The organism is Psychroserpens mesophilus (assembly GCF_050617655.1).
GTDB classification, from domain to species: Bacteria; Bacteroidota; Bacteroidia; order Flavobacteriales; family Flavobacteriaceae; genus Psychroserpens; species Psychroserpens mesophilus_A.
Genome location: NZ_JBODQC010000002.1, coordinates 125300 through 150781, shown reverse-complemented (window position 1 = coordinate 150781; position 25482 = coordinate 125300). Strand labels below are relative to the sequence as shown.

At 32.4% G+C, this 25482-nt stretch carries 26 protein-coding genes; 9 read left to right on the top strand and 17 right to left on the bottom strand.

Annotated features, from left to right (window positions below; genetic code table 11):
* Nucleotides 1-82 precede the first annotated feature (82 nt).
* Complete coding sequence (locus ACRHNM_RS04940) at nucleotides 83-955, bottom strand: cupin-like domain-containing protein (protein WP_431134285.1); 873 nt, start codon at nucleotides 953-955, stop codon at nucleotides 83-85.
* A 96-nt stretch (nucleotides 956-1051) separates the two neighbouring features.
* On the opposite strand from ACRHNM_RS04940, the gene ACRHNM_RS04935 reads away from it, so the two are divergent.
* A complete protein-coding gene (locus ACRHNM_RS04935) occupies nucleotides 1052-1717 on the top strand; it encodes a uracil-DNA glycosylase (RefSeq protein ID WP_431134283.1) in 666 nt (221 codons plus the stop codon).
* A gap of 395 nt (nucleotides 1718-2112) precedes the next feature.
* Here the strand turns inward: ACRHNM_RS04935 and ACRHNM_RS04930 are convergent, their stop codons facing one another.
* The 5 genes from ACRHNM_RS04930 to ACRHNM_RS04910 all read right to left on the bottom strand — a co-directional run bounded on the left by ACRHNM_RS04930 (nucleotide 2113) and on the right by ACRHNM_RS04910 (nucleotide 6175).
* Nucleotides 2113-2970: a substrate-binding domain-containing protein gene (locus ACRHNM_RS04930; protein WP_431134281.1), complete on the bottom strand. Its 858-nt coding sequence runs from the start codon at nucleotides 2968-2970 to the stop codon at nucleotides 2113-2115.
* A 47-nt stretch (nucleotides 2971-3017) separates the two neighbouring features.
* Complete coding sequence (locus tag ACRHNM_RS04925; protein ID WP_431134279.1) at nucleotides 3018-3890, bottom strand: nucleoside phosphorylase; 873 nt, start codon at nucleotides 3888-3890, stop codon at nucleotides 3018-3020.
* A complete protein-coding gene (locus tag ACRHNM_RS04920) occupies nucleotides 3880-4821 on the bottom strand; it encodes a DUF1835 domain-containing protein (protein WP_431134277.1) in 942 nt (313 codons plus the stop codon). The genes ACRHNM_RS04925 and ACRHNM_RS04920 overlap by 11 nt, the downstream gene beginning before the upstream one ends.
* 2 nt (nucleotides 4822-4823) lie before the next feature.
* Complete coding sequence (locus ACRHNM_RS04915; protein ID WP_431134276.1) at nucleotides 4824-5156, bottom strand: translation initiation factor; 333 nt, start codon at nucleotides 5154-5156, stop codon at nucleotides 4824-4826.
* Nucleotides 5157-5227: 71 nt separating this feature from the next.
* On the bottom strand, nucleotides 5228-6175 hold the full coding sequence (locus tag ACRHNM_RS04910; RefSeq protein WP_431134946.1) for an isopenicillin N synthase family dioxygenase: 948 nt from the start codon (nucleotides 6173-6175) through the stop codon (nucleotides 5228-5230).
* A 154-nt stretch (nucleotides 6176-6329) separates the two neighbouring features.
* On the opposite strand from ACRHNM_RS04910, the gene ACRHNM_RS04905 reads away from it, so the two are divergent.
* Together ACRHNM_RS04905 and ACRHNM_RS04900 are read left to right on the top strand one after the other, a co-directional pair.
* Nucleotides 6330-8330 (top strand): alpha-ketoacid dehydrogenase subunit alpha/beta, encoded by a 2001-nt coding sequence (locus ACRHNM_RS04905; protein WP_431134274.1) that lies wholly within the window; start codon nucleotides 6330-6332, stop codon nucleotides 8328-8330.
* Nucleotides 8331-8340: 10 nt separating this feature from the next.
* Entirely contained in the window at nucleotides 8341-8661 is a 321-nt protein-coding gene (locus ACRHNM_RS04900; RefSeq protein WP_431134272.1) for a hypothetical protein, read from the top strand.
* On the opposite strand, the gene ACRHNM_RS04895 is transcribed toward ACRHNM_RS04900, so the two are convergent.
* Nucleotides 8653-9963 (bottom strand): dipeptidase, encoded by a 1311-nt coding sequence (locus ACRHNM_RS04895; RefSeq protein WP_431134270.1) that lies wholly within the window; start codon nucleotides 9961-9963, stop codon nucleotides 8653-8655. The two genes, ACRHNM_RS04900 and ACRHNM_RS04895, sit on opposite strands and share 9 nt — an antisense overlap.
* Before the next feature lie 111 nt (nucleotides 9964-10074).
* Between ACRHNM_RS04895 and ACRHNM_RS04890 the strand changes: the two genes are divergently transcribed.
* Nucleotides 10075-10476, top strand: a complete 402-nt coding sequence (locus ACRHNM_RS04890; RefSeq protein ID WP_431134268.1) for a 3D domain-containing protein — start codon at nucleotides 10075-10077, stop codon at nucleotides 10474-10476.
* Between the two features lies 1 nt (nucleotide 10477).
* On the opposite strand, the gene ACRHNM_RS04885 is transcribed toward ACRHNM_RS04890, so the two are convergent.
* Entirely contained in the window at nucleotides 10478-11038 is a 561-nt protein-coding gene (locus ACRHNM_RS04885) for an ExbD/TolR family protein (protein ID WP_431134266.1), read from the bottom strand.
* A 580-nt stretch (nucleotides 11039-11618) separates the two neighbouring features.
* On the opposite strand from ACRHNM_RS04885, the gene ACRHNM_RS04880 reads away from it, so the two are divergent.
* The 3 genes from ACRHNM_RS04880 to ACRHNM_RS04870 all read left to right on the top strand — a co-directional run bounded on the left by ACRHNM_RS04880 (nucleotide 11619) and on the right by ACRHNM_RS04870 (nucleotide 14596).
* On the top strand, nucleotides 11619-12080 hold the full coding sequence (locus ACRHNM_RS04880; RefSeq protein ID WP_431134264.1) for an Hsp20/alpha crystallin family protein: 462 nt from the start codon (nucleotides 11619-11621) through the stop codon (nucleotides 12078-12080).
* A gap of 130 nt (nucleotides 12081-12210) precedes the next feature.
* A complete protein-coding gene (locus ACRHNM_RS04875) occupies nucleotides 12211-13725 on the top strand; it encodes a DEAD/DEAH box helicase (RefSeq protein WP_431134262.1) in 1515 nt (504 codons plus the stop codon).
* Nucleotides 13726-13864: 139 nt separating this feature from the next.
* Nucleotides 13865-14596 carry a hypothetical protein gene (locus ACRHNM_RS04870; RefSeq protein WP_431134260.1) on the top strand — a complete coding sequence of 244 codons (732 nt, stop codon included), beginning with the start codon at nucleotides 13865-13867 and terminating at the stop codon, nucleotides 14594-14596.
* A gap of 5 nt (nucleotides 14597-14601) precedes the next feature.
* Here ACRHNM_RS04870 and ACRHNM_RS04865 read toward each other — a convergent pair whose 3' ends face one another.
* The 4 genes from ACRHNM_RS04865 to ACRHNM_RS04850 are packed head-to-tail and all read right to left on the bottom strand — an operon-like array spanning nucleotide 14602 to nucleotide 19728.
* On the bottom strand, nucleotides 14602-16017 hold the full coding sequence (locus ACRHNM_RS04865; RefSeq protein ID WP_431134259.1) for a TolC family protein: 1416 nt from the start codon (nucleotides 16015-16017) through the stop codon (nucleotides 14602-14604).
* Nucleotides 16018-16023: 6 nt separating this feature from the next.
* Complete coding sequence (locus tag ACRHNM_RS04860) at nucleotides 16024-17379, bottom strand: HlyD family secretion protein (RefSeq protein WP_431134257.1); 1356 nt, start codon at nucleotides 17377-17379, stop codon at nucleotides 16024-16026.
* Between the two features lie 4 nt (nucleotides 17380-17383).
* Nucleotides 17384-19051: a peptidase domain-containing ABC transporter gene (locus ACRHNM_RS04855; RefSeq protein WP_431134255.1), complete on the bottom strand. Its 1668-nt coding sequence runs from the start codon at nucleotides 19049-19051 to the stop codon at nucleotides 17384-17386.
* Nucleotides 19048-19728, bottom strand: coding sequence for a TetR/AcrR family transcriptional regulator (locus ACRHNM_RS04850; protein ID WP_431134254.1), 681 nt, complete (start codon nucleotides 19726-19728; stop codon nucleotides 19048-19050). Before ACRHNM_RS04850 ends, ACRHNM_RS04855 begins: the two co-directional genes overlap by 4 nt.
* A 167-nt stretch (nucleotides 19729-19895) precedes the next feature.
* On the opposite strand from ACRHNM_RS04850, the gene ACRHNM_RS04845 reads away from it, so the two are divergent.
* Nucleotides 19896-20354 (top strand): cold-shock protein, encoded by a 459-nt coding sequence (locus ACRHNM_RS04845; RefSeq protein ID WP_431134252.1) that lies wholly within the window; start codon nucleotides 19896-19898, stop codon nucleotides 20352-20354.
* Between the two features lie 50 nt (nucleotides 20355-20404).
* Here ACRHNM_RS04845 and ACRHNM_RS04840 read toward each other — a convergent pair whose 3' ends face one another.
* From ACRHNM_RS04840 to ACRHNM_RS04830, 3 genes are all read right to left on the bottom strand, one after another.
* On the bottom strand, nucleotides 20405-20977 hold the full coding sequence (locus tag ACRHNM_RS04840) for a pseudouridine synthase (RefSeq protein WP_431134250.1): 573 nt from the start codon (nucleotides 20975-20977) through the stop codon (nucleotides 20405-20407).
* 1 nt (nucleotide 20978) lies between these two features.
* Nucleotides 20979-23291: a DNA topoisomerase 3 gene (locus tag ACRHNM_RS04835; protein WP_431134248.1), complete on the bottom strand. Its 2313-nt coding sequence runs from the start codon at nucleotides 23289-23291 to the stop codon at nucleotides 20979-20981.
* Nucleotides 23292-23385: 94 nt separating this feature from the next.
* Nucleotides 23386-24192: a DUF1853 family protein gene (locus ACRHNM_RS04830; protein WP_431134246.1), complete on the bottom strand. Its 807-nt coding sequence runs from the start codon at nucleotides 24190-24192 to the stop codon at nucleotides 23386-23388.
* A gap of 112 nt (nucleotides 24193-24304) precedes the next feature.
* Between ACRHNM_RS04830 and ACRHNM_RS04825 the strand changes: the two genes are divergently transcribed.
* The gene (locus tag ACRHNM_RS04825; RefSeq protein WP_431134244.1) at nucleotides 24305-24931 is read left to right on the top strand and encodes an NADPH-dependent F420 reductase; all 627 of its coding nucleotides are present in this window, start codon (nucleotides 24305-24307) and stop codon (nucleotides 24929-24931) included.
* A 72-nt stretch (nucleotides 24932-25003) separates the two neighbouring features.
* On the opposite strand, the gene ACRHNM_RS04820 is transcribed toward ACRHNM_RS04825, so the two are convergent.
* On the bottom strand, nucleotides 25004-25282 hold the full coding sequence (locus ACRHNM_RS04820; RefSeq protein WP_431134242.1) for a hypothetical protein: 279 nt from the start codon (nucleotides 25280-25282) through the stop codon (nucleotides 25004-25006).
* A 21-nt stretch (nucleotides 25283-25303) separates the two neighbouring features.
* Nucleotides 25304-25456, bottom strand: coding sequence for a YqaE/Pmp3 family membrane protein (locus ACRHNM_RS04815; RefSeq protein ID WP_431134240.1), 153 nt, complete (start codon nucleotides 25454-25456; stop codon nucleotides 25304-25306).
* Nucleotides 25457-25482 lie beyond the last annotated feature (26 nt).

The window sequence follows — 25482 nt, the reverse complement described above, 5'->3', positions numbered from 1 at the left end:
TTGTTATCCCTAAAACCGGTAAAGTTGCAAAGGTACTTATTAATGAATTAGTAATAAAATGAAATGTATAAGCTTCGATTAATTATCGTTTTACACGTTTACCTTCCTCATTAACATAATGGCAAACACAATCTTTAGAGCCAAATAACCCAACACTATGTAGCTTACGTTTAATCAGTTCAGTAGTTTTCATTTTGAAATTATCAATTGGAGTAAAAGCAAAATTATTCGAACTAATAGAAATATCTAAACCATAAACACAATGCCACCAGGTTTGAGGAATAAACAGCATTTCACCTGGATTGATGATTGTGTATTGCACATTTAGGTCTTTAAATAAAGAATGTTTAGAGTCGTTAAAATTTTCCATGTTTACATCACTTAAACGTGAACCAGGTTCATATTTATCACTTGGATACATAGAATCAGAGTCTTTCGGACTTACCAAAAACACTAATTTTCGACCTTCAATTAAAGCTAAAATATTATTAGCTAGACGATCTGTGTGCCAGCCTGTTAAAGTTCCAGGAGGTCCAATCCATAAAGATGTTGAGTTTCTCACTGTGTTTTTTGAAATAAGTGAAAAGTCGACATGTTCTAAAAGCTCAGGAAACATTTTTGCAATAGGCATATTGCCTAAATACGTGTCCGTATCAGAGTTTCTGATTTCATTTAAATAATCCTGAAAAGCACCAAATTGCCAATTGGTATCATTTTGCCTGATATTACCTTTATACATAAAGGTTTCTTTATCTTTTCCAATTTTTTCAAAGTAATCTAAAGACCAAATCTCTCTGGCTTTCCAGCTATCCATCATTTGAGTGATTTTGACTGGAGTGTTCTTTTTTAAATAATTCTTAAAAAAATCATCATGAGAAATTTTCTCTATAGTCTTTATATCCTGTAAAGGCTTATTTAAGATATTTTGCACTCTTTCTATAATCGCTTTTTCCATGATTTCAGGTTTTACGAAAACGAATATACTATATTTGTTTATACAATTTTATGACATTATTCATATTTTAGATAATAAGATTTTTTTTTAGACAAAATGAATGTAAACATACACGAAAGCTGGAAAAATATACTAGTTGACGAATTTAATAGACCTTATTTTAGAGCTTTAACAGATTTTATAAAGTCTGAATATAAAACTCATACCTGTTATCCTCCAGGAAAACAGATTTTTTCTGCTTTTGAATATTGTCATTTTAACGATGTAAAAGTTGTTATAATCGGTCAGGATCCTTATCATGGTGTTGGCCAGGCTAACGGACTAAGTTTTTCGGTTAATGACGGGATTTCACATCCTCCTTCATTAATGAACATTTTTAAAGAAATTGAAACAGATTTAAAAATACCTTATCCAAAATCTGGTAATCTTGAACGATGGGCTAAACAAGGAGTCTTACTTTTAAATGCGACACTAACAGTTAGAGCTCATCAAGCCGGAAGTCATCAAAAAAAAGGCTGGGAAAATTTTACAGATGCGGTTATACGGTCTATTAGTAATAAGAAAAGTAATGTTGTCTTTTTACTTTGGGGAGGATTTGCTAAACAAAAAGCAAAACTTATTGACGCTCATAAACATCAATTATTATCTTCAGGTCATCCTTCTCCCTTGAGTGCTAACAGAGGGTACTGGTTTGGAAATAAGCATTTTAGTAAAACTAATATGTACTTGGCTGAAAACGGATCTAAACCGATAGAATGGTAGTTAAATGTGTTACTCTAAATATGTAAAACTAGCTTCCTGTAGGTGCTAATTGCGTCTGAGTTCTGGTAATTTGCTTCGTAGGAATAGAAACCTTGGGAGTATTTAAAACGCTAGGATTTTCAATAGAATTTTTCTTTGTTGTCTTGTTACAACTAAATATAAGTAGTAGGAAATTTAATGCAACTAAGGAACATAGAGTTAGAGTAATAATCATTATCATATTCTTCAAGTTTGATAAGTTAATAGCGCTATAGGGATATAACAAATGTAACTAAAATTTTGAAAAATAGAAACTTATGATAAAAAACATTAATGTTTTGTTAATGTTATTAGACATTTTGAGACCATTTTTCACTAATATAACAGTAATCTAAGCAAAATTCCTACCTGAATATCTATTTTAAATCATGAATTAATTCAGAGTAGGCTATTGTTTTAGGGATAATATCTAAATCTAAAAGTTTCTTTTGAATGGTCATAATTGTGGATTCATCTATTACACTTTGTGACCATTCTGTTAATGATAACCATTCCTGTACATCTTCTAATTTTTGATTGTACCTGTTTGCTATGGTAACATCGATATTAGGAATGGATTTAAATTTTCTGGTGATATTGTTTATAATATTTAAAATGGTTTCAACATCTTTTTTGTTAGTTTTATAAAAATCATTGTTTACGGCAATAACAAAACATGGCCAAGGTGTTGGACAATCTGCAATACGTCTAAAAACACCTTCATCAACAATAGGTTTGGTGGTGAATTTCTCCCACATAAAGTAATCTGCCACACCATCAGTTAGCCCTTCAACAGCACCATCAAGGTTTTTAATAACCTTAAAATTTAAATCTTTTTCAAGATTCCAGTTATTGTTTTCAGCATTTATATAAGCCATTAAGTGTGAACCTGATCCATATCTGCTTATAGCAGCTTTTGTTCCTCTTAAATCATTTATGGTTTTATAGTTAGAATTTTTAGCAACATGAATGCCCCAAATTAAAGGAGATTGAACAAAAGTCTGTACTATTTTACTCGGATTACCTTCAATAATATCCTTAATGATACCTTCGGTAAGAATAACTGCCATATCAATTTCTCCTTCACGCAAACCTTTATTCATAGCTCCTGTACCACCAAAATAATCTTTCCATCTAAGGTTAATTCCTTCATCCTTAAATTCTCCATTTTTTAGAGCTAAATACCAAGCCAGATTAAAATGTTCTGGAACACCACCTAAATTTATTCGTTTCATATTACTGTTCTGGAAATGAAGTTGTAAAGCTTTAAATTACTAATTGATTATAGGTTTGTAATACGCTCTAAAGCGTAAGTTATTAGATTTTCAACGGTTTGTTTAGGATCCTTACTGAAATCTCCATTTGGACGATTAGCAATGATAGCATTTAACGATAAAGCTTCATGACCTAAAAGTTTTGACAAGCCATAGATTACTGAAGTTTCCATCTCGAAATTCGTGATTCTAAATTCTTTATAAGAAAAATTATCGAGTTTAGAATTGAGCGTTGGATCCTGAAGTGGCAATCTTAGAACTCTACCTTGAGGACCATAAAAACCACCAGCAGTACCTGTCATGCCTTTAAAAACCTGGTCGCTATCAAAGTGTTTTTCTAAATCTGCACTGTTATTTATAACAATTGGTCTTGCTTTATTTTTATCCCAATTTGTATGTGCTATGAACGCATTTTCAATATCTGGATTACTAATGTCGTCTATCTGATAGAAATGAAGCATACCGTTAATGTCTAATCCATGAGTACTCATCACAAAGGCATCCACAGGTATGTCTTTTTGAAGTGATCCTGAAGTGCCTATTCTAATAATATTTAAACGTGTTAAATCGGATTTTGGTTGTCGTGTTTCTAGATTGATATTCACTAATGCATCCAGTTCATTTAAAACAATATCAATATTATCAGGTCCAATACCTGTAGAAATTACAGTGATGCGCTTGCCTTTATAATAACCTGTTTGGGTTTTAAACTCCCGTTTTTGAGTGCTAAACTCTATGCTGTCAAAATGCTTTGTTATTTTTTCAACGCGATCTTGATCTCCAACAAAAATGATGGTGTCAGAAATATTTTCAGGTTTAAGATTGAGATGATAAACACTACCATCAGGATTAAGTATTAATTCAGAATTTTTAATGGACATTAATATTTGTTTTTACAAGTTTGTTTTCGTCTTTATTAAATTGGTAATCTAATCGATTCAATCCGCCATAAGTCATATTATTATTGATTTCTGAAGAAAAATTATGAATTTTCACTAAAGCTTCATGACCTTTCCTGTTAAGTGTTAATGCATGTTCATTTTCATCAAAAAACAATGATAATTTATGAATCATTCGTTCTAACTGTAAATCACCAAAACCATAAAAGCCTTGATAATTTAAGATATAACCTAATAAATGATGCTTAGACTTTATGTCATTATCTCTTACAATTTCCAAAGTGTTTTTTTCTAAAACACTCAAGCCACTTTTAGCGTCTGGAAAGCGTCTTAAATGTGCCTTTAAACAATTACTAAGGTATTTAAATGAAGACTCTTTTACGATATATCGTTTAAATAAATTATGATCTTTACCACAGTAAGTTCGCCATAATGTAATCGCCAAATCTTTGTCTTCATCTGTCAACTCAACACGTTCATCATAATGTTTAAGAAGTTGTTCTGGAGAAAGCTCAGATAATCCTTTAAGGTTTTTTTCGCCTTCTATTCGTCCGCTACACACCAAATAGAGTGGAAGCCTAATCTCTTTTTGATGAAGTAGACTCATCACACCAAGAAGATTAATATGGCAAAACAAATCGTATTCAAACCATAAAATTATCTTATCGTAGTTTTCAATAGAATTTAATTTGTCTAATTCCTTTTTAAGTTCAACTTTATCAATTTCTATGTTATAGTACTCACTAAGAAACTGTTGTCTTATTTCTATAAAAGTATCAGAATCGATATGAGATATTGTTGGACCTTCACATAACATTTCCTGCCAAGTTAAAATATCTCCTTTTATTTCTAACTCATTGTTAAGGATTTCTGTTAATGAATTACCATTTGTTATATGAAGTGTTTTACTCATAATTATCCACCAACGCGTTTGACAGCAAAACCTTTGTCTTTTAGAATTTGCATGATTTTATCTCTGTAATCACCTTGAATAATAATTTTATCATTTTTAAAACTACCACCAACACTTAGTTTTTGCTTAAGTTCTTTAGCAAGAATTTTAAAGTCTTCATCAGCTCCTGTATAACCTTCAAGTATCGTTATAGGCTTGCCTTTTCGCTTTTCATATTTACAAATAATAGGATCATCTTGCAACCATATATCTTTATCGTTAGTTTCTTTTTCTTCGGAAACTTCCTCAGGAATATGTTCTGGAAACAGGTTTTTTAATTGATCTTTTAAATCCATTTTTAGTTATCAGTAATTAACTTTCAGTATGCAGTTTTTTTATTCAAACTGAAAATACGCAACACTGCATTTTATTTTTTTAATCCGAGTTCGACTAAACGTTCATTTAAAAATTCTCCAGCGGTTATATCCTCAAATTGTTTTGGATGCTCGTCATCAATACAACTCTCCAAGACATTTAATTTCATTTCGCTTATAGGATGCATGAAAAACGGAATAGAATAGCGCGATGTTCCCCAAAGTTCTCTTGGAGGATTTACCACACGATGTATGGTCGATTTTAATTTATTATTAGTATGCCTAGAGAGCATATCTCCAACATTAATCATTAATTCATCTGGCTCAGCTATAGCGTCAATCCATTCGCCTTTATGGTTTTGAACTTGCAATCCACGACCTTGAGCTCCCATCAATAAGGTAATTAAATTAATATCTCCATGAGCTGCTGCACGCACAGCATTTTCAGGTTCTGAAGTAATTGGTGGATAGTGAATTGGTCTTAATATAGAATTACCGTTATGAATGTAGTTATCAAAATACGTTTCTTCCAAATCGAGATGCAAAGCCAATGCTCTTAGAACATACTTTGCTGTTTTTTCAAGCATGCCGTAAGCTTCTTTTCCAACATTATTAAATTCTGGCAATTCTTCAACTTTAACATTTTCAGGATATTCTTTTGCGCGCTCAGGATCATCTTCAACGTATTGTCCAAAATGCCAGAACTCTTTTAAATCCCCTTCCTTTTTACCTTTAGCGCTTTCTTTCCCAAAAGAAATATAGCCACGCTGTCCAGCAATACCTTCAATTTCATATTTGCGCTTGGTTTCAACTGGTAAACTAAAAAAGTTTTTTACTTCTCCATATAATTTATCAACTAAAGCATCATCTAAAAAATGACCTTTCAAAGCAACAAAGCCAATGTCTTCATATGCTTTTCCAATTTCATCAATAAACTTCTGTTTTCTATTTGGGTCGCCTGAAATAAAATCTTCAAGGTTAACACTGGGTATTTTATCCATCATTATAAATATTATGTTATTACTGCAATACTACAAAAATAACGAAAACATCGCTAAATTCATATAGTATTTGTGCGCTTAAAAAAAATACGGTTTAGAGGCATTTCAACCAATTTTTAATTACTTTTGATTTATAAACACAATACGAATTGCTATGCTGACTTCCACAAGGAGTACAATAAATTTTGATAAAAAAAATTTAGACGACCGAACACTTTTAAAGCTTTATAAAAACATGCTTAAGCCCAGACTAATAGAAGAGAAGATGCTCATTCTATTACGTCAAGGAAAAATCTCAAAATGGTTTTCTGGTATTGGCCAGGAGGCTATTTCTGTTGGTGTTACTATGGCTTTGAACCGTGAAGAATACATCTTACCAATGCATAGAAATTTAGGTGTATTTACATCAAGAGACATTCCTTTACATAGATTATTTAGCCAATGGCAAGGTAAAGCAAACGGATTTACGAAAGGTCGTGATCGTTCTTTTCATTTTGGCACACAAGAATTTAATATTGTAGGAATGATATCTCACCTTGGTCCGCAACTGGGTGTTGCAGATGGGATAGCATTAGCCAGTTTGTTAAAAAATAAAAATGAAGTAACAGCTGTATTTACTGGAGAAGGAGGTACAAGTGAAGGTGATTTTCATGAGGCGTTAAATGTGGCTTCTGTATGGCAGTTGCCAGTCTTGTTTTGTGTTGAAAATAACGGCTACGGATTGTCAACTCCAACCAGTGAGCAGTATCGTTGTAAAGACATTGCAGATCGAGGAAAAGGATATGGTATGGAAGCTTTTGTGCTCGATGGAAACAATGTGGTAGAAGTTTATACTAAAATTAAAAAACTTGTACAAAGTATTCGTAAGCGTCCGAGACCTATTCTCGTGGAGTTTAAAACGTTTAGAATGCGTGGTCATGAAGAAGCTAGTGGCACCAAATATGTTCCTAAAGAATTAATGCAGGAATGGGCTAAAAAAGATCCCGTTGAAAACTTCCAAGAATTTTTGAAGAATGAAAAGATTTTAACTGAAAAGCAAGAGGTGGCTATAAAGGAAGGAATTGTTCATGAAATTAATGAAAATTTACAAATAGCTTTTGATGAAGCTCCAATAACAGCTGATTTAACTTCAGAGTTAAATGATGTGTATAAACCTTTTGAATATAAAGATGTTATTCCAAAATCTAGTACAGCAGAACTTCGCTTGATTGATGCAATTTCAGAAGGATTAAAACAATCAATGGAACAACATAAAGACCTTGTTATCATGGGTCAGGATATTGCCGAATATGGTGGCGTTTTTAAAATTACTGATGGTTTTGTAAAAGCATTTGGAAAAGATCGAGTTAGAAATACACCAATTTGTGAATCTGCTATTGTTGAAGCAGCAATGGGATTGTCGATTGCTGGAATCAAATCTGTAGTTGAAATGCAGTTTGCAGATTTTGTGACTTCTGGGTTTAATCCTGTAGTAAATTATTTAGCAAAATCATATTACCGCTGGAACCAGCAAGCAGATGTCGTGTTAAGAATGCCTTGTGGTGGTGGTGTTGCTGCTGGACCATTTCACTCTCAAACTAATGAAGCTTGGTTTACAAAAACACCAGGTTTAAAAGTTGTATATCCTGCATTTCCTTATGATGCTAAAGGCTTGTTAGCAACAGCAATTAACGATCCAAATCCTGTATTGTTCTTTGAACACAAAGCATTATATCGAAGTATTCGTCAAGATGTGCCAACAGAGTATTACACGTTACCATTTGGTAAAGCATCTGTTTTAAAAGAAGGAAAAGATGTGACTGTCATTTCCTATGGAGCTGGAGTACACTGGGCTTTAGAAACATTAGATAATAACACTGATATTGAAGCAGATGTAATTGACTTAAGAACACTACAGCCTCTTGATGCCGAAACTATTTATAATTCGGTAAGAAAGACAGGTAAAGCAATAATTTTACAAGAAGACTCATTATTTGGTGGCATTGCTAGTGATATTTCTGCACTAATTATGGAAAACTGTTTTGAAGATTTAGACGCTCCAGTAAAGCGTGTTGCTAGTTTAGAAACTCCTATTCCGTTTATCAATCAATTAGAAGATCAATATATGGCTAAAGGACGTTTTGAAGAAGCTTTAAAAGATTTATTAGCGTATTAATGTCAACATTATGAGTAACCATAATACAATAAAAGCACTTAAATCTGCAATTACAACGATTGTTCTGATTGCCATGTTTATTATTTTAAAATCTTTGGCAAACTCTGAAATTATTGGAATTAACTTTTATTCAATTACAAGTGGAATTATAGTTTTGCTAATTTTCTTTATGACCATAATGGGTTTTGTTTTTGCATTAAAAACCAAAAATGAACCCAAGTCTAAACAAAAGGTCATTGCTTTGGTATTAAATTCTATTTTGATGGCTTTATTGGTCGTTTCAGTAATTAATATTGTAATTGAATTAGTCCGCTATTCAAAATCACATTGATTTAGCCACAGCTTCAACCTCGTCCAAAACTCTCAATAAATTACCACTCCATAGTTTTTCAATTTGAGTTTCTGTATAACCACGTTTTACTAATTCTAGAGTTACATTAAAGGTTTCAGAGGCATCACTCCAACCTTCAACGCCACCACCTCCATCAAAATCACTACTAATTCCAACATGCTCAAGTCCTATTTTTTCTACCAAATAGTCAATATGGTCTACAAAATCGGATACATTCACTTTAGGCGGAAAGTCATCCATTGTATCTGCTTTCTCATCAGCTAAACGAATAATTTTTGCTCTTAGATTTAAAAAAGCATCCTTTTCCTCTTTAGATAAGGTTTTGGTTTCACTCCATTCATACCAGGTTGTTCCTAATGATTGCGCAATATCTTTTCGAATGGATTTAATCGCTTTATTTCTGGCGTTATTCTTTTCTGTATTGGTGTACGTTTGAAATGCAACAGTTTGAACAACACCTCCATTTTCTTTTAACAGCATGAGTTGCTCATCATCAAGATTTCTACTGTGATCACACAATGTTCTAGCTGAAGAATGTGACGCTATAATAGGAGCTTTACTCAATTCAAACATCTGTTTAATGGCTTCTTTAGAAGGATGAGATATATCTATCATCATTCCTAAGCGATTCATTTCTCTAATGACATCCTTACCAAGATCACTCAAACCGTTATGCAACCACACCTCATCTTTTTCTCCTGTATTGCTATCACACAACTGACTATGACCATTATGAGCCAAAGACATGTATCGTGCTCCAAGCTTGTAAAATTTTTCAACATTAGAAAGGTCTTTTCCAACAGGATAACCATTTTCAATCCCAATCATAGCAACTTTTTTACCAGATTTTGAAATCCGTCTCACATCATCAGAATTTAACGCTAATTCAATACGATCAGGAGCAATATCTTCAACAAGTTTGTGAATAGCATCAAACTTAGAGATTGCGTTTATATAGGCGTTTTGATAACCTTCATCAGATAAGGTGTCTTGTCCTGTATACACAACAAACCAAGCGACATCCAATCCACCAGCTTCCATTTTAGGTAAGTTAACCTGAGAATCTAAATTTTGTGTGTAGTTTACAGAATCTGTAAAATTTTTTACATCAATATCACAATGTGTATCTAAAGTAATCACTCTTTTGTGAATGGCCTGTGCTTTTTCAATAAGTGCAGTGGCATCTTCAGTAACATCAGAATTAACCGAAGATTTAGCGTTGTTTTTACAAGAAGATGTTAGCATCATAATTAAAAATAAAGAAGCGTAAATAAATTTCATAAATTTAGATTGATTTGAAAATGTGAAATTACGAAAACTATCAACTCAGTATCATATGGAATCAAAATCTTATATTTAAATATGATTTCTAATGGTTTAAATAGGTTGGCGATGTGTGTTTTTGTTTGTCTTTTTAGTAGCAATTGCAAACAAAACAGTCAAAATAACTATGAGTGGAAAACTATTAAAGTGACTGCAACAGCATATAATTCTTTAGCATATCAAACTAATGATAACCCGTTTATAACTGCTTTTGGAGATAGTTTAAAGCCAAATCTATGCTATATTGCAGTGTCCAGAGACCTGTTATCGTTGGGATTAAAACACAATACTTTAGTGAAGGTTGAAGGGTTGGAAGGCACATATCTTGTAAAAGATAAAATGCATTATCGCTGGAAAAATAAAATTGATATTTATATGGGAACTGATGTCAAAGCTGCTAAAAAATGGGGCAGACGTAAAGTTAACATCAGTTATAGAGTTGAAAAACTGAGGGATAGTGTACAAGAATAATCTATTTCAATTCAGCTTCAGATACTATAAAAGGATAAGCGTTTCGTACTTCTGTTAATTCCTCTTTTGTTAATTCGTTTACCGATTTATCAAATACTGTTTTTGCATAATCAGCTCTTAATTCAGAATATGCTTTTGTGAGTTCATCTTGAATTTCTATATAAAACTCGTATGAAGTTCCTTTATCATTTTTTAATGAAATAACAGCTTTTTCAGGATGATCAGAAGATGTTTCTAAGCTTACACCTTTGCAATAATCACAAGATTTATCTCCATTATTATCCAGAAACGCTTTAGTTATTGCTTTTAATTCTTCAATCCCAATCACGTTATTTTCAACGAACAGTTCATTTTTAGAATTAACACTAACTTCTAACATGTTTCGTTTATTAATTTGAATATCACAAATTTCTCCTTGAGGACAGGGTTCTGGTAATTTTCTGTTAATACCTTTGTCTTTAGGAATCATTGCGGTTACCAAAAAGAAAATGAGAAGTAAAAAAGCAATGTCTGCCATAGATCCAGCATTCACTTGAGGCATGGAGTGTCTAGAGTTTTTCATGAGAATAGTTTTTAGGATTCATTGTTAACTCTCAATAATGATACCACTATTTAAAACGCAAAAAAGCACTTAAGATTATAATATACTTAGGTGCTCTTGCTAATTTAAAACTAATTAATATGTAATTACTTTACGGTATTTAAATCGTCGTTAACCGTGTGCGACGTGTTGACTATTCTGGTTAATACTTTCATGGCAGATTGTTTTTGATTGATGATGAATGGTTATAGTAATTATCTATAACGTCTTTTTTGATTCCAAGTAAATGTTTTTGTTTCTGTTCTAGTACTTGTTAACTGATTGCTGTTTAATGTTCTCATGATTGTTCGATTTTTAATTGATTGTTTATACTAGATAGACGACAATATTTCAAAAATGTTACAGTACTATGCAATACAAAGTAGTAATTTAACACTTTTTAACATTTATATCATTCATTTTGAAGGGAGTATAACATATATAAATATGTCAGTTTGACTTTTAACCTTGAAAAAATGTCAGTATTTGCTGCAAAAACTAGTCTGGTATTTAATTTGTATTATACTATCTAAATAAATGTTTAACTTAAAATTGATTTACAATGAGTACTTTAATGAAATCGCCTATTAATGGCAATGAATTATCAAGTCAGAAAAGTTTGTCATCTTGGGTTGATAACTTTTTTGAAAATGGACTAGGAACAGGTTTTCTTTCAAATTTTAATACAGGTATTACGTTACCTGCAGTTAACATTAAGGAAAATCCTGATGAATACATATTAGAACTTGCTATTCCAGGCATGAAAAAATCTGATTTTAATATTGATTTGGATAATAAAATTTTGTCGATATCGTCTGAAGTTGAAACTAAAAATGAAGAAAACTCTGATAACTACACGCGTAGAGAATTTGGATATTCTTCTTTTAAAAGAACCTTTACACTTCCAGACACTGTAGAATCAGATCATGTGAAAGCAAATTACGAAGAAGGTATCTTAAGCATTACTCTTCCTAAACGCGAAGAAGCAAAGCAAAAGCCACCTAAACGAATCGAAATTTCGTAAAAGCAAACCCAAATTTGAAAAGAGGAACATGATGTTCCTCTTTTTTTTCATTTGTTTTTAACAATATGCCTTGATAACCTTATAAAACCTTAATTTTGTAAGAATTTTTTTTTCAGAAGCTATTAAATTTATGTCCTCAACCTTAGAAATAGAAAACCAGAAGATTGCTAAAAAGAGCTTATACGACTATCAAATTGCCGATCTCAATCGTATTTTTGATGTTTTAGAAAACGCTCCAGATAACTATAATTTATTATATCAGCTTCCTACAGGAGGAGGTAAAACTGTTATATTTTCTGAAATTGTAAGACGTTACATAAAAAAGCACAAGAAAAAAGTGGTGATTTTAACGCATCGAATTGAATTATGTAAACAAACCTCAAAAGTATTACATGGTTTCGATGTGAATAACAAAATCATCAATAGCAAAGTAAAAGAACTGCCAGATCAAGATCAGTATGAATGCTTTGTGGCAATGGTTGAAACATTAAATAACCGACTTAACGATGAAAAACTAAAATTAGAAGATATTGGTTTAGTCATCATTGATGAAGCACATTATAATTCGTTTAGAAAATTATTTAAGTTTTTTGACAACTGTTTTATTTTAGGAGTTACAGCAACACCGCTGAGTAGTAATATCAAACTACCAATGAAAGATAATTATAAAGAACTTATTGTTGGTGACGATATTTCTACATTAATAAAAAATGGATTCTTAGCAACTGCAGATGTCTATAATTATGATGTATCGCTTAACAGTTTAAAGATTGGTATTAATGGTGACTATACTGTAAAATCTTCAGAAGCTTTATACAGCAATGCAACAATGCAAGGAAAGTTATTGTTTGCTTATGAAGAACTATCGAAAGGAAAAAAAACCTTGATTTTTAACAATGGAATCAACACCTCTAAGGAAGTGTATTATACCTTTAAACGTGCAGGCTACAACATTAGACACCTAGACAACACCTCTTCTAAACAAGATCGAAAGGACATTTTAAAATGGTTTAAAAATACACCAGACGGCATTCTTACTTCTGTAAGTATTTTAACAACAGGATTTGATGAGCCTTCGGTAGAATCAATTATTTTGAATCGCGCAACGAGATCTTTAACGCTTTACTTTCAAATGATTGGTAGAGGATCTAGAATTCACAATAACAAATCAACATTTAAAGTCATCGATTTGGGAAATAATGTCATTCGTTTCGGACCATGGAGTCAGCCTGTAGATTGGCAACACATTTTTAAGAATCCCGATTATTATCTTGAAAATCTTAGAAATGATGAAGATATAGAACGTGATTTTGTGTATGAAATGCCAGATGCATTACGAAAGCGTTTTAAAAAGAATCCAAATGATGATTTTGATATTAAAGAAGAGTATAAAAATGTGATTCGAGAAGGACATAAGTCGATGAAAGCTATAGAAAATTCTATCGCACAACACTCTGAACTGGTCATTGCTAATAGCGAAGATGTCTTTGAAGCCAGAGAACTTGCCAAGCTATTACATGATGATATTTGTTACCGAATCAAACAATATTGTTACTGCATCATGAATAGTACTAAAAACTATAAAGACTGGTTATTAGAAGAATATACTCGTAAACTCCGATTAAGCTTTAATGGTAAGTTTTAAACGTTATTGGCGACTTAACAAAACTATAACACCTAAATAAAGTGTTAATATTGAAATTTTTTATTCTGAAAGTCGTTATTTTGATTTAAGGAACGGTTTTTGATTTTCAATAGTTATCTAGTTATCAACTTAAACACACATGAAACTTAAAGTAGTATTCTTATTTTTTTTATGCATGATTTATGGTCTCAATGGACAACCAAATCCAGATAGTGAGAAAGAATCTATTAAAATTCCTGCGAGAGAAACTGATGAAAAAGATTCTATTCCAACAACGTTTAAAATAAAACCAAATTCAAAAATTGAGATTACCAAAACAAATGACAACTTAAGTGGAATTCCTGTTAAGGTTAAGGAATTAAAGCCTCAAAAGAATGAATTTTCTATGTTTGATGACAACAACTTAAGAAATCCAGGCGAAATTTTTGAAAAACGTTACAATGCTAAACTTGAAGAACAGGGTTTGAAAATAAAAACCATGTCTGATATGTTTTTAGGTGATGTTAGAATTAATGCTGAGTTTGCGAATATACGATGTAGAGACCACGAATTTCCAGATGGCGATATGGTTCAAGTAGTGGTTAACGATGAAATTATTATTCCTAGATTAGTTTTAAATGAAAATTATAAATCATTTAATATTCCTTTAAAAGAAGGGATTAATACGGTTGTTTTTATCGCTCTTAATCAAGGTGAATCTGGTCCTAATACAGCAGAATTTTTAGTGTACGACGACAATGAAGTTCTGGTGTCTTCAAAGCGATGGAATTTACTCACTGGTGTAAAAGCCAAAATTTTAGTGATAAAGAGTAGTGATTTTCCTAAAGCCAAGCAAGACACAAATGAAACTAAAGCAGAAAAAAACAACTAATTCCCTTATAAGTTGTCTAAATCTCTTGCCAGACTGTTAAATAACTTCGCTTTGGCTTTTAAATATTTATTTTGTAATTCAATAGCTTTTAGCTGAGAATCAATTAAACTTTTCTCGCGGGAATTGATTAAAAACAAAGAGCTTTCTCCAAAATTAAATTTTCGTTCTTCAGCATTTAGCATAATGGTATAATCATTAACAATGTCATCAATCAACTGGTTTTGTTTTACAAAAGATTCTAGCTCTCTATAAATTGCCAGCACTTTATTTTGAATGTTAATTCGTTCATTATCAATATCAAATTTTAAGTCCTGAAGCTTAAACTTGGCTAGTTTTAAATCACCTCGTTCTTTTCTTAAGAATAGCGGAAATGCAATATTAAATCCGCCTTTATACGTATTGCTGTTAAAGGAACGTGCGATATCTGGATTTTCCGTTAAAAAATTGTACTGAAGATCTACAATAGGCAAGAGTTTATTTGCTTTCAAGCGCTTATCTACCTGCATTCCTTCGTATTTAAAACTTAAAGATCTAAGTTTCGGATGATTCTCTAAAACAAAATCGCTTAATGGTAAACCTTCAATTTCCAAAACACCATCAATGGTTGTTTCAATATTGATATCAGGTATGACATTAGCTTGAATTTCAACAGGAATATTATCATTCAACCATAAAAACGTCGATAAATCTAAAGCAGCTTTCATAAGCTTTACTCGTGATTGTTCTAATCCTAAAGCTCTGTTTTTAACAGTGATATTAGCTTCAGTGGCATCAATTTGAGCTTTATCACCAGCTTCAACACTACGCTTAACACCTTCAACACGTACTTTTGCATTGTTTAAAAAATCCTCATACATTTTAACTTCAGTGTAAGCCTGTAACCAGTTAAAATAAGCTATAGAGGCATCATACAAAATTTGGTTCACAAGAATTTCACGATCTGCAAGTGATTGCTCTCTAAAGAATTTAGCCTTCTTTACATCTGCCATTCTCTTATTAATAAATAAGCCTTGACCTAAAGAAGCTGAAATTCCGGCACTGTATACACCATCGTCAGGCACAAAGGCTTCAGGATTTAAATAATCACCTTCATTTTGTTCAAAGTTTCCTTTAAGTTCTAGACCATACCAGGTTGGAATTTTGAATGTGGCATTGAGTTGATCGTAATATTCTGTATTCTTGAATTTTTTCCGATTGTGATCGACTTCAACTTTTGGGTCAAATCCACCTCTTGCTTTCATTAAATTCGCCTGACCAATTTGAATGGCTAATTCAGCTTGCTTAGCGATAGGATGGAATTTCTTTACATAACCTAAATATTCACTAAAACTTAGAATTAGTGTATCCTGAGCTTGTGTTTGCTGTTGAGAATAAGAAAGCGATATTGTAAAAACAAATACGATACTAAGATATCTATTCATAATCGGTTATTTTTTATCAGATTTTGAAGCGTTATTGGTCTCTGGTTGGTAATAATTAGGAGGAAAACCGTTAAGTTTTCGCCACAATTCAAACCAAATTGGAACGTCTTCAAGTAATGCAATGGTCATAGCACCTGAACCAACTCTAATCGCTTCTGGCCATTTTTGATCATTTTCGTCTGGAGCTAAAAGCACTCTGAATTTTCCATTCGGACTAATAAAATTTTCAATGGCAACCACTTTTGCGCCATACGTACCATACGATATATTTGGCCATCCACTAAACACAATTGCTGGCCAGCCGTCAAATTGAACCCGAACCGTTTCACCAATATGAAGCAATGGTAAATCTATAGGGTTTACAAACATTTCTACTGCTAAATCATAGTTTGCTGGCATGATTCCTACCAATTGCTCTCCTTCTTTGAAAGTTTCTCCAATGCCACCTTTAATAGCTTTATTTATAAATCCATCCTGAGGCGCTTTGATGTAGTACAAGTCATTACGAATTTCGTAATTGGTAAAATCACTTTCTAATTTCGTTACCTGAGCCTCAGCGTCAAACTGATTAGATTGAGCTGTAAATTTATCGCTTTCAGCTTTGGAGATTTTATCAACGTATTCGGCTTGTACGCGGTTTATTTCAACCTTAGCATTAATCACTTCATTTTTTGATGCTAGATACTTGTTTTCCTGCGAAATCAATTTGGCCTGTTTTTCTTGAAATTTTGAACGCTTTTCTTCCAATTCAGTTAACGATTTTAAACCTTCATCATATAAGCTCTGGATGGCTCCAATTTGACGCTCAGCTATTTTTAAATCAATTTTTGTGGCTTCAAAATCAATACTGTCACTTTTTACTTTTAGCTTGGCTTGTAATAATTTATTTTGTGCTTGTTGAAGTTTTAATCTAAGCTCGTTTTGTAAGGCTCCAATTTGGTTGTTTAAGGAACTTACTTTAGAACCATAAGAATTCACTGAAGCTTCTTTTGCCTTAATCTGTTGTCCGGTTCTGTTCACCAGATTAGGGTCAAAATATTCATTTTTAATTTCTGAAATAAATAAAATAGTATCACCTTTTTTAACACGATCACCTTCTTTTACATACCATTTTTCTATACGTCCAGGAATAGGAGACTGGATGGTTTGCGGTCGTTGGTCTGGAGTTAGAGTTGTTACATTACCACGACTATTGATGTTTTGAGTCCAAGGCAAGAACATGATAATTATTCCTGTGATAGCAAATGCCAGTAAAAAACGATTAAAATGCTTAAAGTGTCTTTTGTGAAATACTTTCTGAACAGACTTAAACGATGATAAGTCTACTTTTTTGTTGAGTTTGTTGTGAGAAATATTAAGCATAATCTTATCTGTTTAATATTAAATTACCGTCTTCTAAATTGATAACTCTGTTACAATTTTTTTTCCAATCCATATTATAACTTACCACTACCAGTGACCAAGGATTATTTTTATCTGATAAAAACTCCATAATGCTTTGAGCTTCATTTTTATCAAATTGATCTAATGGATCTTTTAGCAATAATACTTTGGGTTTTTTTAGAATACTTCTGGCAAGAACTATTTTTTTGGAAACGGTTCTTGATAACCGTTGACCTTCTGGATATAAAATAGTTCGTAATCCGTTTGGTTGTGTTCTTACAAAGTCTGTTAACATGGTTTTCTTTAAAACAAAGCTGATGTCTTCATCAGTAATGGAGTCATCACCAAAGGTTAGATTTTCTCTTATGGTTCCTTCAAAAGGAGATTCTTCAGGAAGCGATTGACCAACGAGTGCTCTGTAGTCGTTCAGTTTGATTCCGCTTAGCGAAATATCATTAACATAAACAGCACCTTTAGAAGGTGTAATGATGCCTGCAATAAGTTTCAACAGACTAGACTTTCCAGAGCCATGCGGTCCATATATAAGAATTCTGTCTTTGGATTCTACAGTTAAGGATATGTTTTCTAAAATCGGACTGTTTTTTTCTGGAACATTATAACTTACTTTATCTAATTCGATTTTAAGAGTTTTGTTTTCAGAACAAACAAGATCACCTTCCTGAGGTTCCAGTTCTTTATCAACCACTTGTCCGAGTTTTTCAATAGATGTCAACACATCATAAAAGGCTTCCAATCCAAGAATTAATTTTTCTACAGAGCTAATAACTAAAAGAATGATAATTTCTGCGGCAACAAATTGTCCGATATTCATTTGCTGATTCAATACTAAAAAACCTCCAATAATGAGTAAACCAGCAGTAACAAGAATTTTAAAGCCAATTAATTTTATAAATTGTTGAATTAATACTTTAAAATGACTCTCTCTGGCATCTAGATATTCAGAGACTAGAGCATCATTTTTTCTAAGCGCCAGACTTGTTTTTCCAGAGAGTTTAAAACTTAAAATTGATCTTGCAACTTCCTGTAACCAATGGGCGACTTTATACTTTTGTTTTGACTCATCTAAACTTGTGTCTAAACCTCGTTGTGCTGAAAATTTAAACACAATATAAATTAACAGAAGGAGTAAAATACCATAAATAATAAAAAACGGATGATAAAATGAAAGCAGCAATAAGCCGAAAATAATTTGAAGAATTGCAGCAGGAAAATCTACAAGTATTTTAGATAATCCTTTTTGTATGGTTAATGTATCAAAAAAACGATTGGCTAATTCTGGCGGATAATAATGTCTTAACTCACTCATTTTGATCTTTGGAAATCGGTAGGCGAACTCAAAAGACGATCTTGTAAAAATTTTTTGTTGTACATTCTCAATGATTCGCATTTGCATCAATTGAAGAATTCCCACAAATGCAACTCCAAGGGTCACAAGAATGACCAATACAATCCATGAACTGCTGATTTGTGCACCTTGAATTAAGTTAATAATTGCTTGAATTCCTAAAGGAAGTGATAAATTCACCACTCCTGCAAAAATTGCGTAATAGAATACTTGCTTAATGTCTTTACGATCTAATTTTAATAAACCTATTAAGCGTTGCCAGGATGTTAGTATGTTTTTTGTCATGTTTTAGTGTCTAAGGCATTAAAAACTAAGTGTTTAAAATAATCTGAAGGTTGAACTTTTTGATTACAATCTGTAAGTGATTTAAAATGGTTTTTTAAAAAGTGTTGATGTAGAGCACCTTCTAAAACAGTACTTGCTAAACTATGTGGAAACTTGTAGTTTGGATTTACTTCTATCATCATATCGTGTAATCGCGTTACTAATCGCTTATAGATTGAGAAGTAGCCATCTTTATTTTCATCGTCGACTTCTTTAGTTAAATACGATTTTGAATATTCATTAATTACAACACGGCTTAATGTCACTTCGTCAATATGAGCAAACGTAGAATCAGATTCAATCGTTCTGGTTAATATGTCAATTGCTTTGTCCAGTTTTTCATTCGAGTTCGTTACATTGGTTGTAGAAAATACTAACTGATACTCTAACCAAGCCCAATACCAGGATGTTAAATAGAGTAAGAGTTTATGTTTGCTTTCAAAATAGCGATAAATCGAACTTTCATTAGAGCCAATAATAATACCTAATTTTTTAAAAGTAAAGCTATCAAAACCAATATCGTCGATCAGTTGGATACTGTGCTCAATAATTCGCTTACCAAGATCTGATGATTCCGGATCTTTTAAATAGATTTTATTATTGATGTCGATTTTTAAATTTGAAAGTAAATATTTCATCTTACATTAATTTACACGCAAATATAATAGTGTTACTATTAATGTCTATTTTTTTAACTTTAGATTAACTAATTGTCATAATCCTATAATTATCCAATTATTACCGTTATCTTTACCGTAACTGTTATATTGTATAACAGAGAAATTAAAACCCTTTAAGATAAAGAATGGCAAAGTCGCAACAGACCTTCAACAAAAGTGAAAAAGAAAAAAAACGATTAAAAAAGCGTGAGGATAAGCGCAAAAAGATGGAAGCGCGAAAGCTCGAGAAAGAACAAAGTGGAGGTGAAAGCATCCCTTTTGCTTATGTAGATCAATTTGGTAATCTAACAGATACACCACCAGATCCATCTGAAAAAATAAAAGTGAAGGCTAAAAATATTGTGATTGGTATTCCAAAAAAAGAAGAAGGAGACGAAGAAGAGTTTGATCCAATTCGAAAAGGTAAAGTATCATTCTTTGATAATTCTAAAGGTTTTGGTTTTATTATCGATACTGAAGATCAGGAAAAATATTTTTGTCACGTAAGTGGTCTCATTGATGAAATTCAGGAAAATGATAAAGTTCAGTTTGAATTAGAAAAAGGACAACGTGGTATGAATGCCGTTCGTGTGAAATTGATATAAGTTTTTATTATATATTAAAAAAAAAGTCAGTGATTTATCATTGACTTTTTTTATTGGATTACATCTAACTCTAGAACACTTCCCATTTTTAAGCCTTCTAGCGTAATCGTTCCAACACGAACACGAACCAATCGTAACGTTGGAAATCCCACTTGAGCTGTCATTTTTCGAACTTGTCTAAACTTTCCTTCATTAATGGTTATTGAAATCCATGACGTTTTTCCATGTCGTTCGTCACGAATCTTCTTTGCTCTTTCTGGTAAATCTGGAGTTTTATCTAATTGAAATACCTTGCATGGTTTTGTTAAATACATGTCGCTTTTATGACTAACACGTACACCATTTTTCAATTGTAAAATTGCCTCTTCAGTGATTTCTCCATCAACTTGCACATAATACTCTTTATCTGTTTTTGTGCTGGTTATGTCATAACTCACTTTGCCATCAGTAGTGAGTAATAGCAAGCCTTCCGAATCTTTATCTAAGCGTCCAATTGCCATAGTCCCTTTCGGAAAATCATAAAGTGCTCCTAAAAACTTCTTATTGATTTCGTGTTTGGCATTGGTTTGAAACTGACTTAAATAACCATAAGGTTTGAAAAGTTTGAAGTGACGATGTTTCATCTTAGAGCTCGCCTTTTAAAATGGAATACACCAGATCTTTAGTAAGTTGTTTATCTTTAGCTTTAGAGCGAATGCTATCAAACGACATTTTAAAATCACATCCAGATTTGTAGTGGCTGCAACCGTAAGCCGTTTTTCCTCTAATAACAAGTCCTTCATTACATTTGGGACAATTTATACGATCTTTAGGTTTAGCTTCGGAAGCTTTTTTAGTTTGCTTTTTAGGTTCTAATACCAGATTAAAATCGTCATCAAAACGCAACAAGCCTTCAGTTGATACAGCAGATGAATCAAAACCTTTCAAATTTACTGTAGATCCTTTTTGTAGTAAACGAATGAATTGCTTTTCAGAAATCTTTTTCCCAAACACTTTAAAAGGCAACACAAAATCACAACCTGATTTAAACTGACTGCAACCATAAGCCGATTTTCCTTTGAGAAGGTTTCCTTTTTTGCATTTCGGACACACTTCAGCAGTAATTCCGGCAACTTTAATTGTCTTAGCTTTAAGGTCTCGTTGTTTTACAACAGTCGCTTGAGATATGTTAGCTCGTGTGCTTTCACTTCGCACTTCATACACCAGTTCGTCTACCATTTTCTTCATATTTTTGATAAACAAACTTGCGCTGTATTCACCTTTTTCAATGTCCTTGAGTTGCTTTTCCCAGAGACCTGTGAGTTCAGCTGATTTTAATAATTCATTTTGAATAATGTCTATCAAAGCAATACCTGTAACCGTTGGAAGAATTTGCTTTTTATTGCGTTTGATATATTGGCGTTTAAACAACGTCTCAATAATATTGGCACGAGTCGAAGGACGCCCAATACCATTTTCTTTCATCAAATCACGAAGTTCATCATCGTCAACTTGCTTTCCTGCTGTTTCCATAGCACGTAGGAGAGAAGCTTCAGTAAATTGATTAGGTGGTTTGGTTTGTTTTTCTAAAAAAGAAGGTTCGTGCTGCCCTTTTTCACCCTTTGTAAAAGTTGGTAATGTACCTTTCTCAGTAGAAACTGATGAAGCTTGTTTTCCAAATTTAAAAACCACTTTCCAGCCATCTTTTAAAATCTCTTTTCCTGTGGTTTTAAAGTTAACATCATCTGCTTTTCCAATCACTGTTGTATTGGAAACATCACAATCTGGATAAAATACAGCAATGAAACGTTTTACAATAATATCGTAAACCTGTTGTTGGTTGTGCTGCAGATTAATCTGAATACCTGTTGGAATAATCGCATGGTGATCGGTTACTTTTTTATCGTTAAATACTTTCGATGATTTTTTAATTTTCTTACCCAACAAAGGTTGGGTTAATTCTGAATAATTGGTTAGTTTTTGAAGAATACCAGAGATTTTCGGATAAACATCTGTTGGTAAAAATGTGGTATCTACTCTTGGATAGGTTACTACTTTTTGTTCGTATAGTTTTTGAACAATTTTCAAAGTGTCATCTGCTGTAAATCCGAATTTCGTATTGCAATACACCTGTAAACCCGTTAAATCAAATAGTTTTGGTGCGTATTCTTTTCCTTTCTTTTTGGTAACGGAAACAATTTCGAAATCAGATGCTTTTACTTTATTGGCTAATAGTTCACCATCTTTCATATTTAACAAGCGACCGTCTTCATAAGCAAACAAGGTATCACGATAAAGGGTTTGCAATTCCCAGTAAGGCTGAGGCTTAAAATTTTCAATCTCTTTAAAACGGTTAACAACCATTGCTAAAGTAGGCGTTTGCACACGACCAACAGAAAGCACTTGTTTGTAACCTCCATGTTTTACAGTATACAATCGTGTGGCATTCATACCTAATAACCAATCTCCAATGGCACGAGAAAATCCTGCATAATATAAATTATCATAGGCTTCAGAGTTTTTAAGGCTTTCAAAACCCTCTTTGATGGCTTCAGTCGTTAAAGAAGAAATCCAAAGGCGTTGTACTTTACCTTTATAATTAGCCTGATCTAAAACCCAACGCTGTATGAGTTCTCCTTCTTGTCCAGCATCACCACAGTTAATCACAACGTCTGCTTTATCAAATAAGGATTTTACAATAGTGAATTGTTTTTTAATTCCGGAATTACTAACCACTTTGGTTTTAAATTTTTCCGGAAGCATTGGCAAATTGTTTAAATCCCAGCTTTTCCAGTAAGATTTGTAGTCGTTTGGCTCCATTAACGTGCATAAATGACCAAAGGTGTACGTTACTGCGTATCCATTACCTTCATAATAACCATCATGTTTAGTGTTAGCACCAAGTACTTGTGCAATTTCTCTTGCTACGCTAGGTTTTTCGGCAATACAGACTTTCATTTACTAAGTGAACCGTTTTGATTTAAACAGAACTGCAAAATAGGAAATTGTATGTGTTTATTAAAAGAGATTTATCGAGAGTTATTAACGAAATTTACCACCACACTAAAAAACATTTTATGAATGATTCATCGTGCTTTTTTATCCAGATTAAAGGCGATTGTGATGCTTGTAAAAAAACGTCGGCTTGAGATTTAAATGTTTCAAAATTCAGCCAATCCACACAGTCATTGACTTTCAAAAACCAATCTAATTTTTCAGGAATGTAAAATTTACAGGTGTTGAAATCGTTTAATTGCGATTTGTTGATGTAAAATCCGCAAACACAATCTTGGTTTAGTTCATTAAAATTAACTGTTTTCTGATAAGGAATAAATAATTGAGCTTTAAATAAAACCTCTTGCTGAATGCTGTTTCTGTTCAAGTTTAGTTCCTTTAAAGTAGCCATGCATTCAGAAGAGTGGAGCAGTGGAAGTTGTTTATTTTTGAGTTTAGTAATTTTTTCAATTAAACTATCTTTTCTATTTGGACCTATCCAGTGTTCAATTTCAGAAGTGCCTTTAGTTTTATCATACACATAGAACTTGTAAACGCCTTCAAGGTGAATAGGTTTTCTATTTAATTCAATTAAGGCATCAAGTTCTCCAATGGTTTGTTTTCCTTTTTGGATTTGAACATTTTCAGCTAAAATCCTACAGTTTTCCAATTGCTCCAGTTGATGAAATGCGAATTGTTCAGCCAGTTGTCCAAGGCGACGTTTCTGAAGTAATGCTCTTGAAAACGATGTGTTTGATGAGTGCATCACATGTAATTGATTCAAACCCTTAAATGAATGATGCCATAATACTTTTGTTGCGCAAAAGCCTTTATATCGTTTTTGAATAGCGTCTGAATGGTACACGGAACTTTTCTATTTGAGTTAAAATTATTTGAATTTACGACTATTTCTTTATGATGTTTTTCAGATATTAATGTTTAGAAATTAATGTTTAACAAAAATAAAAACTAAAAGTATGAAAATAGGAGTAATTGGAAGTGGAAATATTGGAGGAAATCTAGGAAAGCATTGGGCTAAAGCTGGCCACGAAGTGTTATTTAGTTCAAGACACCCAGAAACCTTAAACAGTTTGGTTAGTGAAACCGAAGGAAATGCAAAAGCTGTTAGCATAGAAAAAGCATTTGAGGCTAATGCTGATGTATATTTATTAGCAACCCCTTATAAAGCGATTGATAAATTATCAGAATTGTATGCTGGTGAATATGGTAACAATACTATTATTGATGCCACAAACCCTTATCCTGAACGTGATGGAAATATGGCTCAAGAGGTAAGAGATAGCAATAGAAATGCATCTGAATATACTGCGATGAAATTTAATACTGCAAAAACCGCAAAAGCGTTTAACACTATTAGGGCAGAACATTTAAGAGATAGAGCCTGGAGAGATACAGATAAGCTTGCTGTTCCGTTTGCTGCTCAGGATGAAAATAGCAAACAAAAAACACAGCAATTAATTGAAGACATAGGGTTTGATGCTGTTTACATTGGCGATTTAACCAAAACAGCAATTATGGATCCAGATCAAAAGTTGTATGGAAAGTCTGTTAACAGACAAGAATTAGAACGTATTATAGACTAAACAACTCCATATATTTATAAAAAAAGACTGCTTATAAAGCAGTCTTTTTTAATTTCATAGCAATTTTTTAATCTATTTGATATGTTCGGAAGTTATTTCAAGATCTTCATTATCATCACTACCTTGACTATAAAGCTGATTTTCTTCATCCTTTAATTTCTTTTTCGTATTCTTATTTCGTCCTGGAATATCTAAATCTTTTCCAGTAAAATCTACTTTATTTTCTCTGTTTTTTAATAGTGTGTCGTCACTCAATTCTGTTTTTAAATGACCTTTTTTATCACCAAGAGCAGTTTTATCGTCTTTAGTGATTTCAGGATTATACGTTTTTGTTTTATTTTCTTTTGACATGTTTTTAGGTTTAATATGTTATTATGAATTCACAATAAAGGCATGTATCACACCAGGTAGCCATCCTATAATTGTTAATAATAAACTGATTAGAAATTGTTTACCAATTCCATGTTGCATTGCAACTGCTAAAGGTGGTAATAGAATATTTAAAATAATGGTTAAAATCGACATAATGGTTTTGTGTTTTAGTTTAACTC

Bases quoted from the DNA above. Each gene is read 5' to 3' on its own strand.
- ACRHNM_RS04860 (WP_431134257.1), bottom strand. From the start codon at position 17,379: ATGCTTAATATTTCTCACAACAAACTCAACAAAAAAGTAGACTTATCA.
- ACRHNM_RS04930 (WP_431134281.1), bottom strand. From the start codon at position 2,970: ATGAAACGAATAAATTTAGGTGGTGTTCCAGAACATTTTAATCTGGCT.
- ACRHNM_RS04815 (WP_431134240.1), bottom strand. From the start codon at position 25,456: ATGTCGATTTTAACCATTATTTTAAATATTCTATTACCACCTTTAGCA.
- ACRHNM_RS04905 (WP_431134274.1), top strand. From the start codon at position 6,330: ATGCTGACTTCCACAAGGAGTACAATAAATTTTGATAAAAAAAATTTA.
- ACRHNM_RS04880 (WP_431134264.1), top strand. From the start codon at position 11,619: ATGAGTACTTTAATGAAATCGCCTATTAATGGCAATGAATTATCAAGT.
- ACRHNM_RS04895 (WP_431134270.1), bottom strand. From the start codon at position 9,963: ATGAAATTTATTTACGCTTCTTTATTTTTAATTATGATGCTAACATCT.
- ACRHNM_RS04820 (WP_431134242.1), bottom strand. From the start codon at position 25,282: ATGTCAAAAGAAAATAAAACAAAAACGTATAATCCTGAAATCACTAAA.
- ACRHNM_RS04900 (WP_431134272.1), top strand. From the start codon at position 8,341: ATGAGTAACCATAATACAATAAAAGCACTTAAATCTGCAATTACAACG.
- ACRHNM_RS04850 (WP_431134254.1), bottom strand. From the start codon at position 19,728: ATGAAATATTTACTTTCAAATTTAAAAATCGACATCAATAATAAAATC.
- ACRHNM_RS04825 (WP_431134244.1), top strand. From the start codon at position 24,305: ATGAAAATAGGAGTAATTGGAAGTGGAAATATTGGAGGAAATCTAGGA.
- ACRHNM_RS04890 (WP_431134268.1), top strand. From the start codon at position 10,075: ATGTGTGTTTTTGTTTGTCTTTTTAGTAGCAATTGCAAACAAAACAGT.
- ACRHNM_RS04845 (WP_431134252.1), top strand. From the start codon at position 19,896: ATGGCAAAGTCGCAACAGACCTTCAACAAAAGTGAAAAAGAAAAAAAA.
- ACRHNM_RS04855 (WP_431134255.1), bottom strand. From the start codon at position 19,051: ATGACAAAAAACATACTAACATCCTGGCAACGCTTAATAGGTTTATTA.
- ACRHNM_RS04935 (WP_431134283.1), top strand. From the start codon at position 1,052: ATGAATGTAAACATACACGAAAGCTGGAAAAATATACTAGTTGACGAA.
- ACRHNM_RS04840 (WP_431134250.1), bottom strand. From the start codon at position 20,977: ATGAAACATCGTCACTTCAAACTTTTCAAACCTTATGGTTATTTAAGT.
- ACRHNM_RS04915 (WP_431134276.1), bottom strand. From the start codon at position 5,156: ATGGATTTAAAAGATCAATTAAAAAACCTGTTTCCAGAACATATTCCT.
- ACRHNM_RS04885 (WP_431134266.1), bottom strand. From the start codon at position 11,038: ATGAAAAACTCTAGACACTCCATGCCTCAAGTGAATGCTGGATCTATG.
- ACRHNM_RS04875 (WP_431134262.1), top strand. From the start codon at position 12,211: ATGTCCTCAACCTTAGAAATAGAAAACCAGAAGATTGCTAAAAAGAGC.
- ACRHNM_RS04910 (WP_431134946.1), bottom strand. From the start codon at position 6,175: ATGGATAAAATACCCAGTGTTAACCTTGAAGATTTTATTTCAGGCGAC.
- ACRHNM_RS04865 (WP_431134259.1), bottom strand. From the start codon at position 16,017: ATGAATAGATATCTTAGTATCGTATTTGTTTTTACAATATCGCTTTCT.
- ACRHNM_RS04835 (WP_431134248.1), bottom strand. From the start codon at position 23,291: ATGAAAGTCTGTATTGCCGAAAAACCTAGCGTAGCAAGAGAAATTGCA.
- ACRHNM_RS04940 (WP_431134285.1), bottom strand. From the start codon at position 955: ATGGAAAAAGCGATTATAGAAAGAGTGCAAAATATCTTAAATAAGCCT.
- ACRHNM_RS04920 (WP_431134277.1), bottom strand. From the start codon at position 4,821: ATGAGTAAAACACTTCATATAACAAATGGTAATTCATTAACAGAAATC.
- ACRHNM_RS04870 (WP_431134260.1), top strand. From the start codon at position 13,865: ATGAAACTTAAAGTAGTATTCTTATTTTTTTTATGCATGATTTATGGT.
- ACRHNM_RS04925 (WP_431134279.1), bottom strand. From the start codon at position 3,890: ATGTCCATTAAAAATTCTGAATTAATACTTAATCCTGATGGTAGTGTT.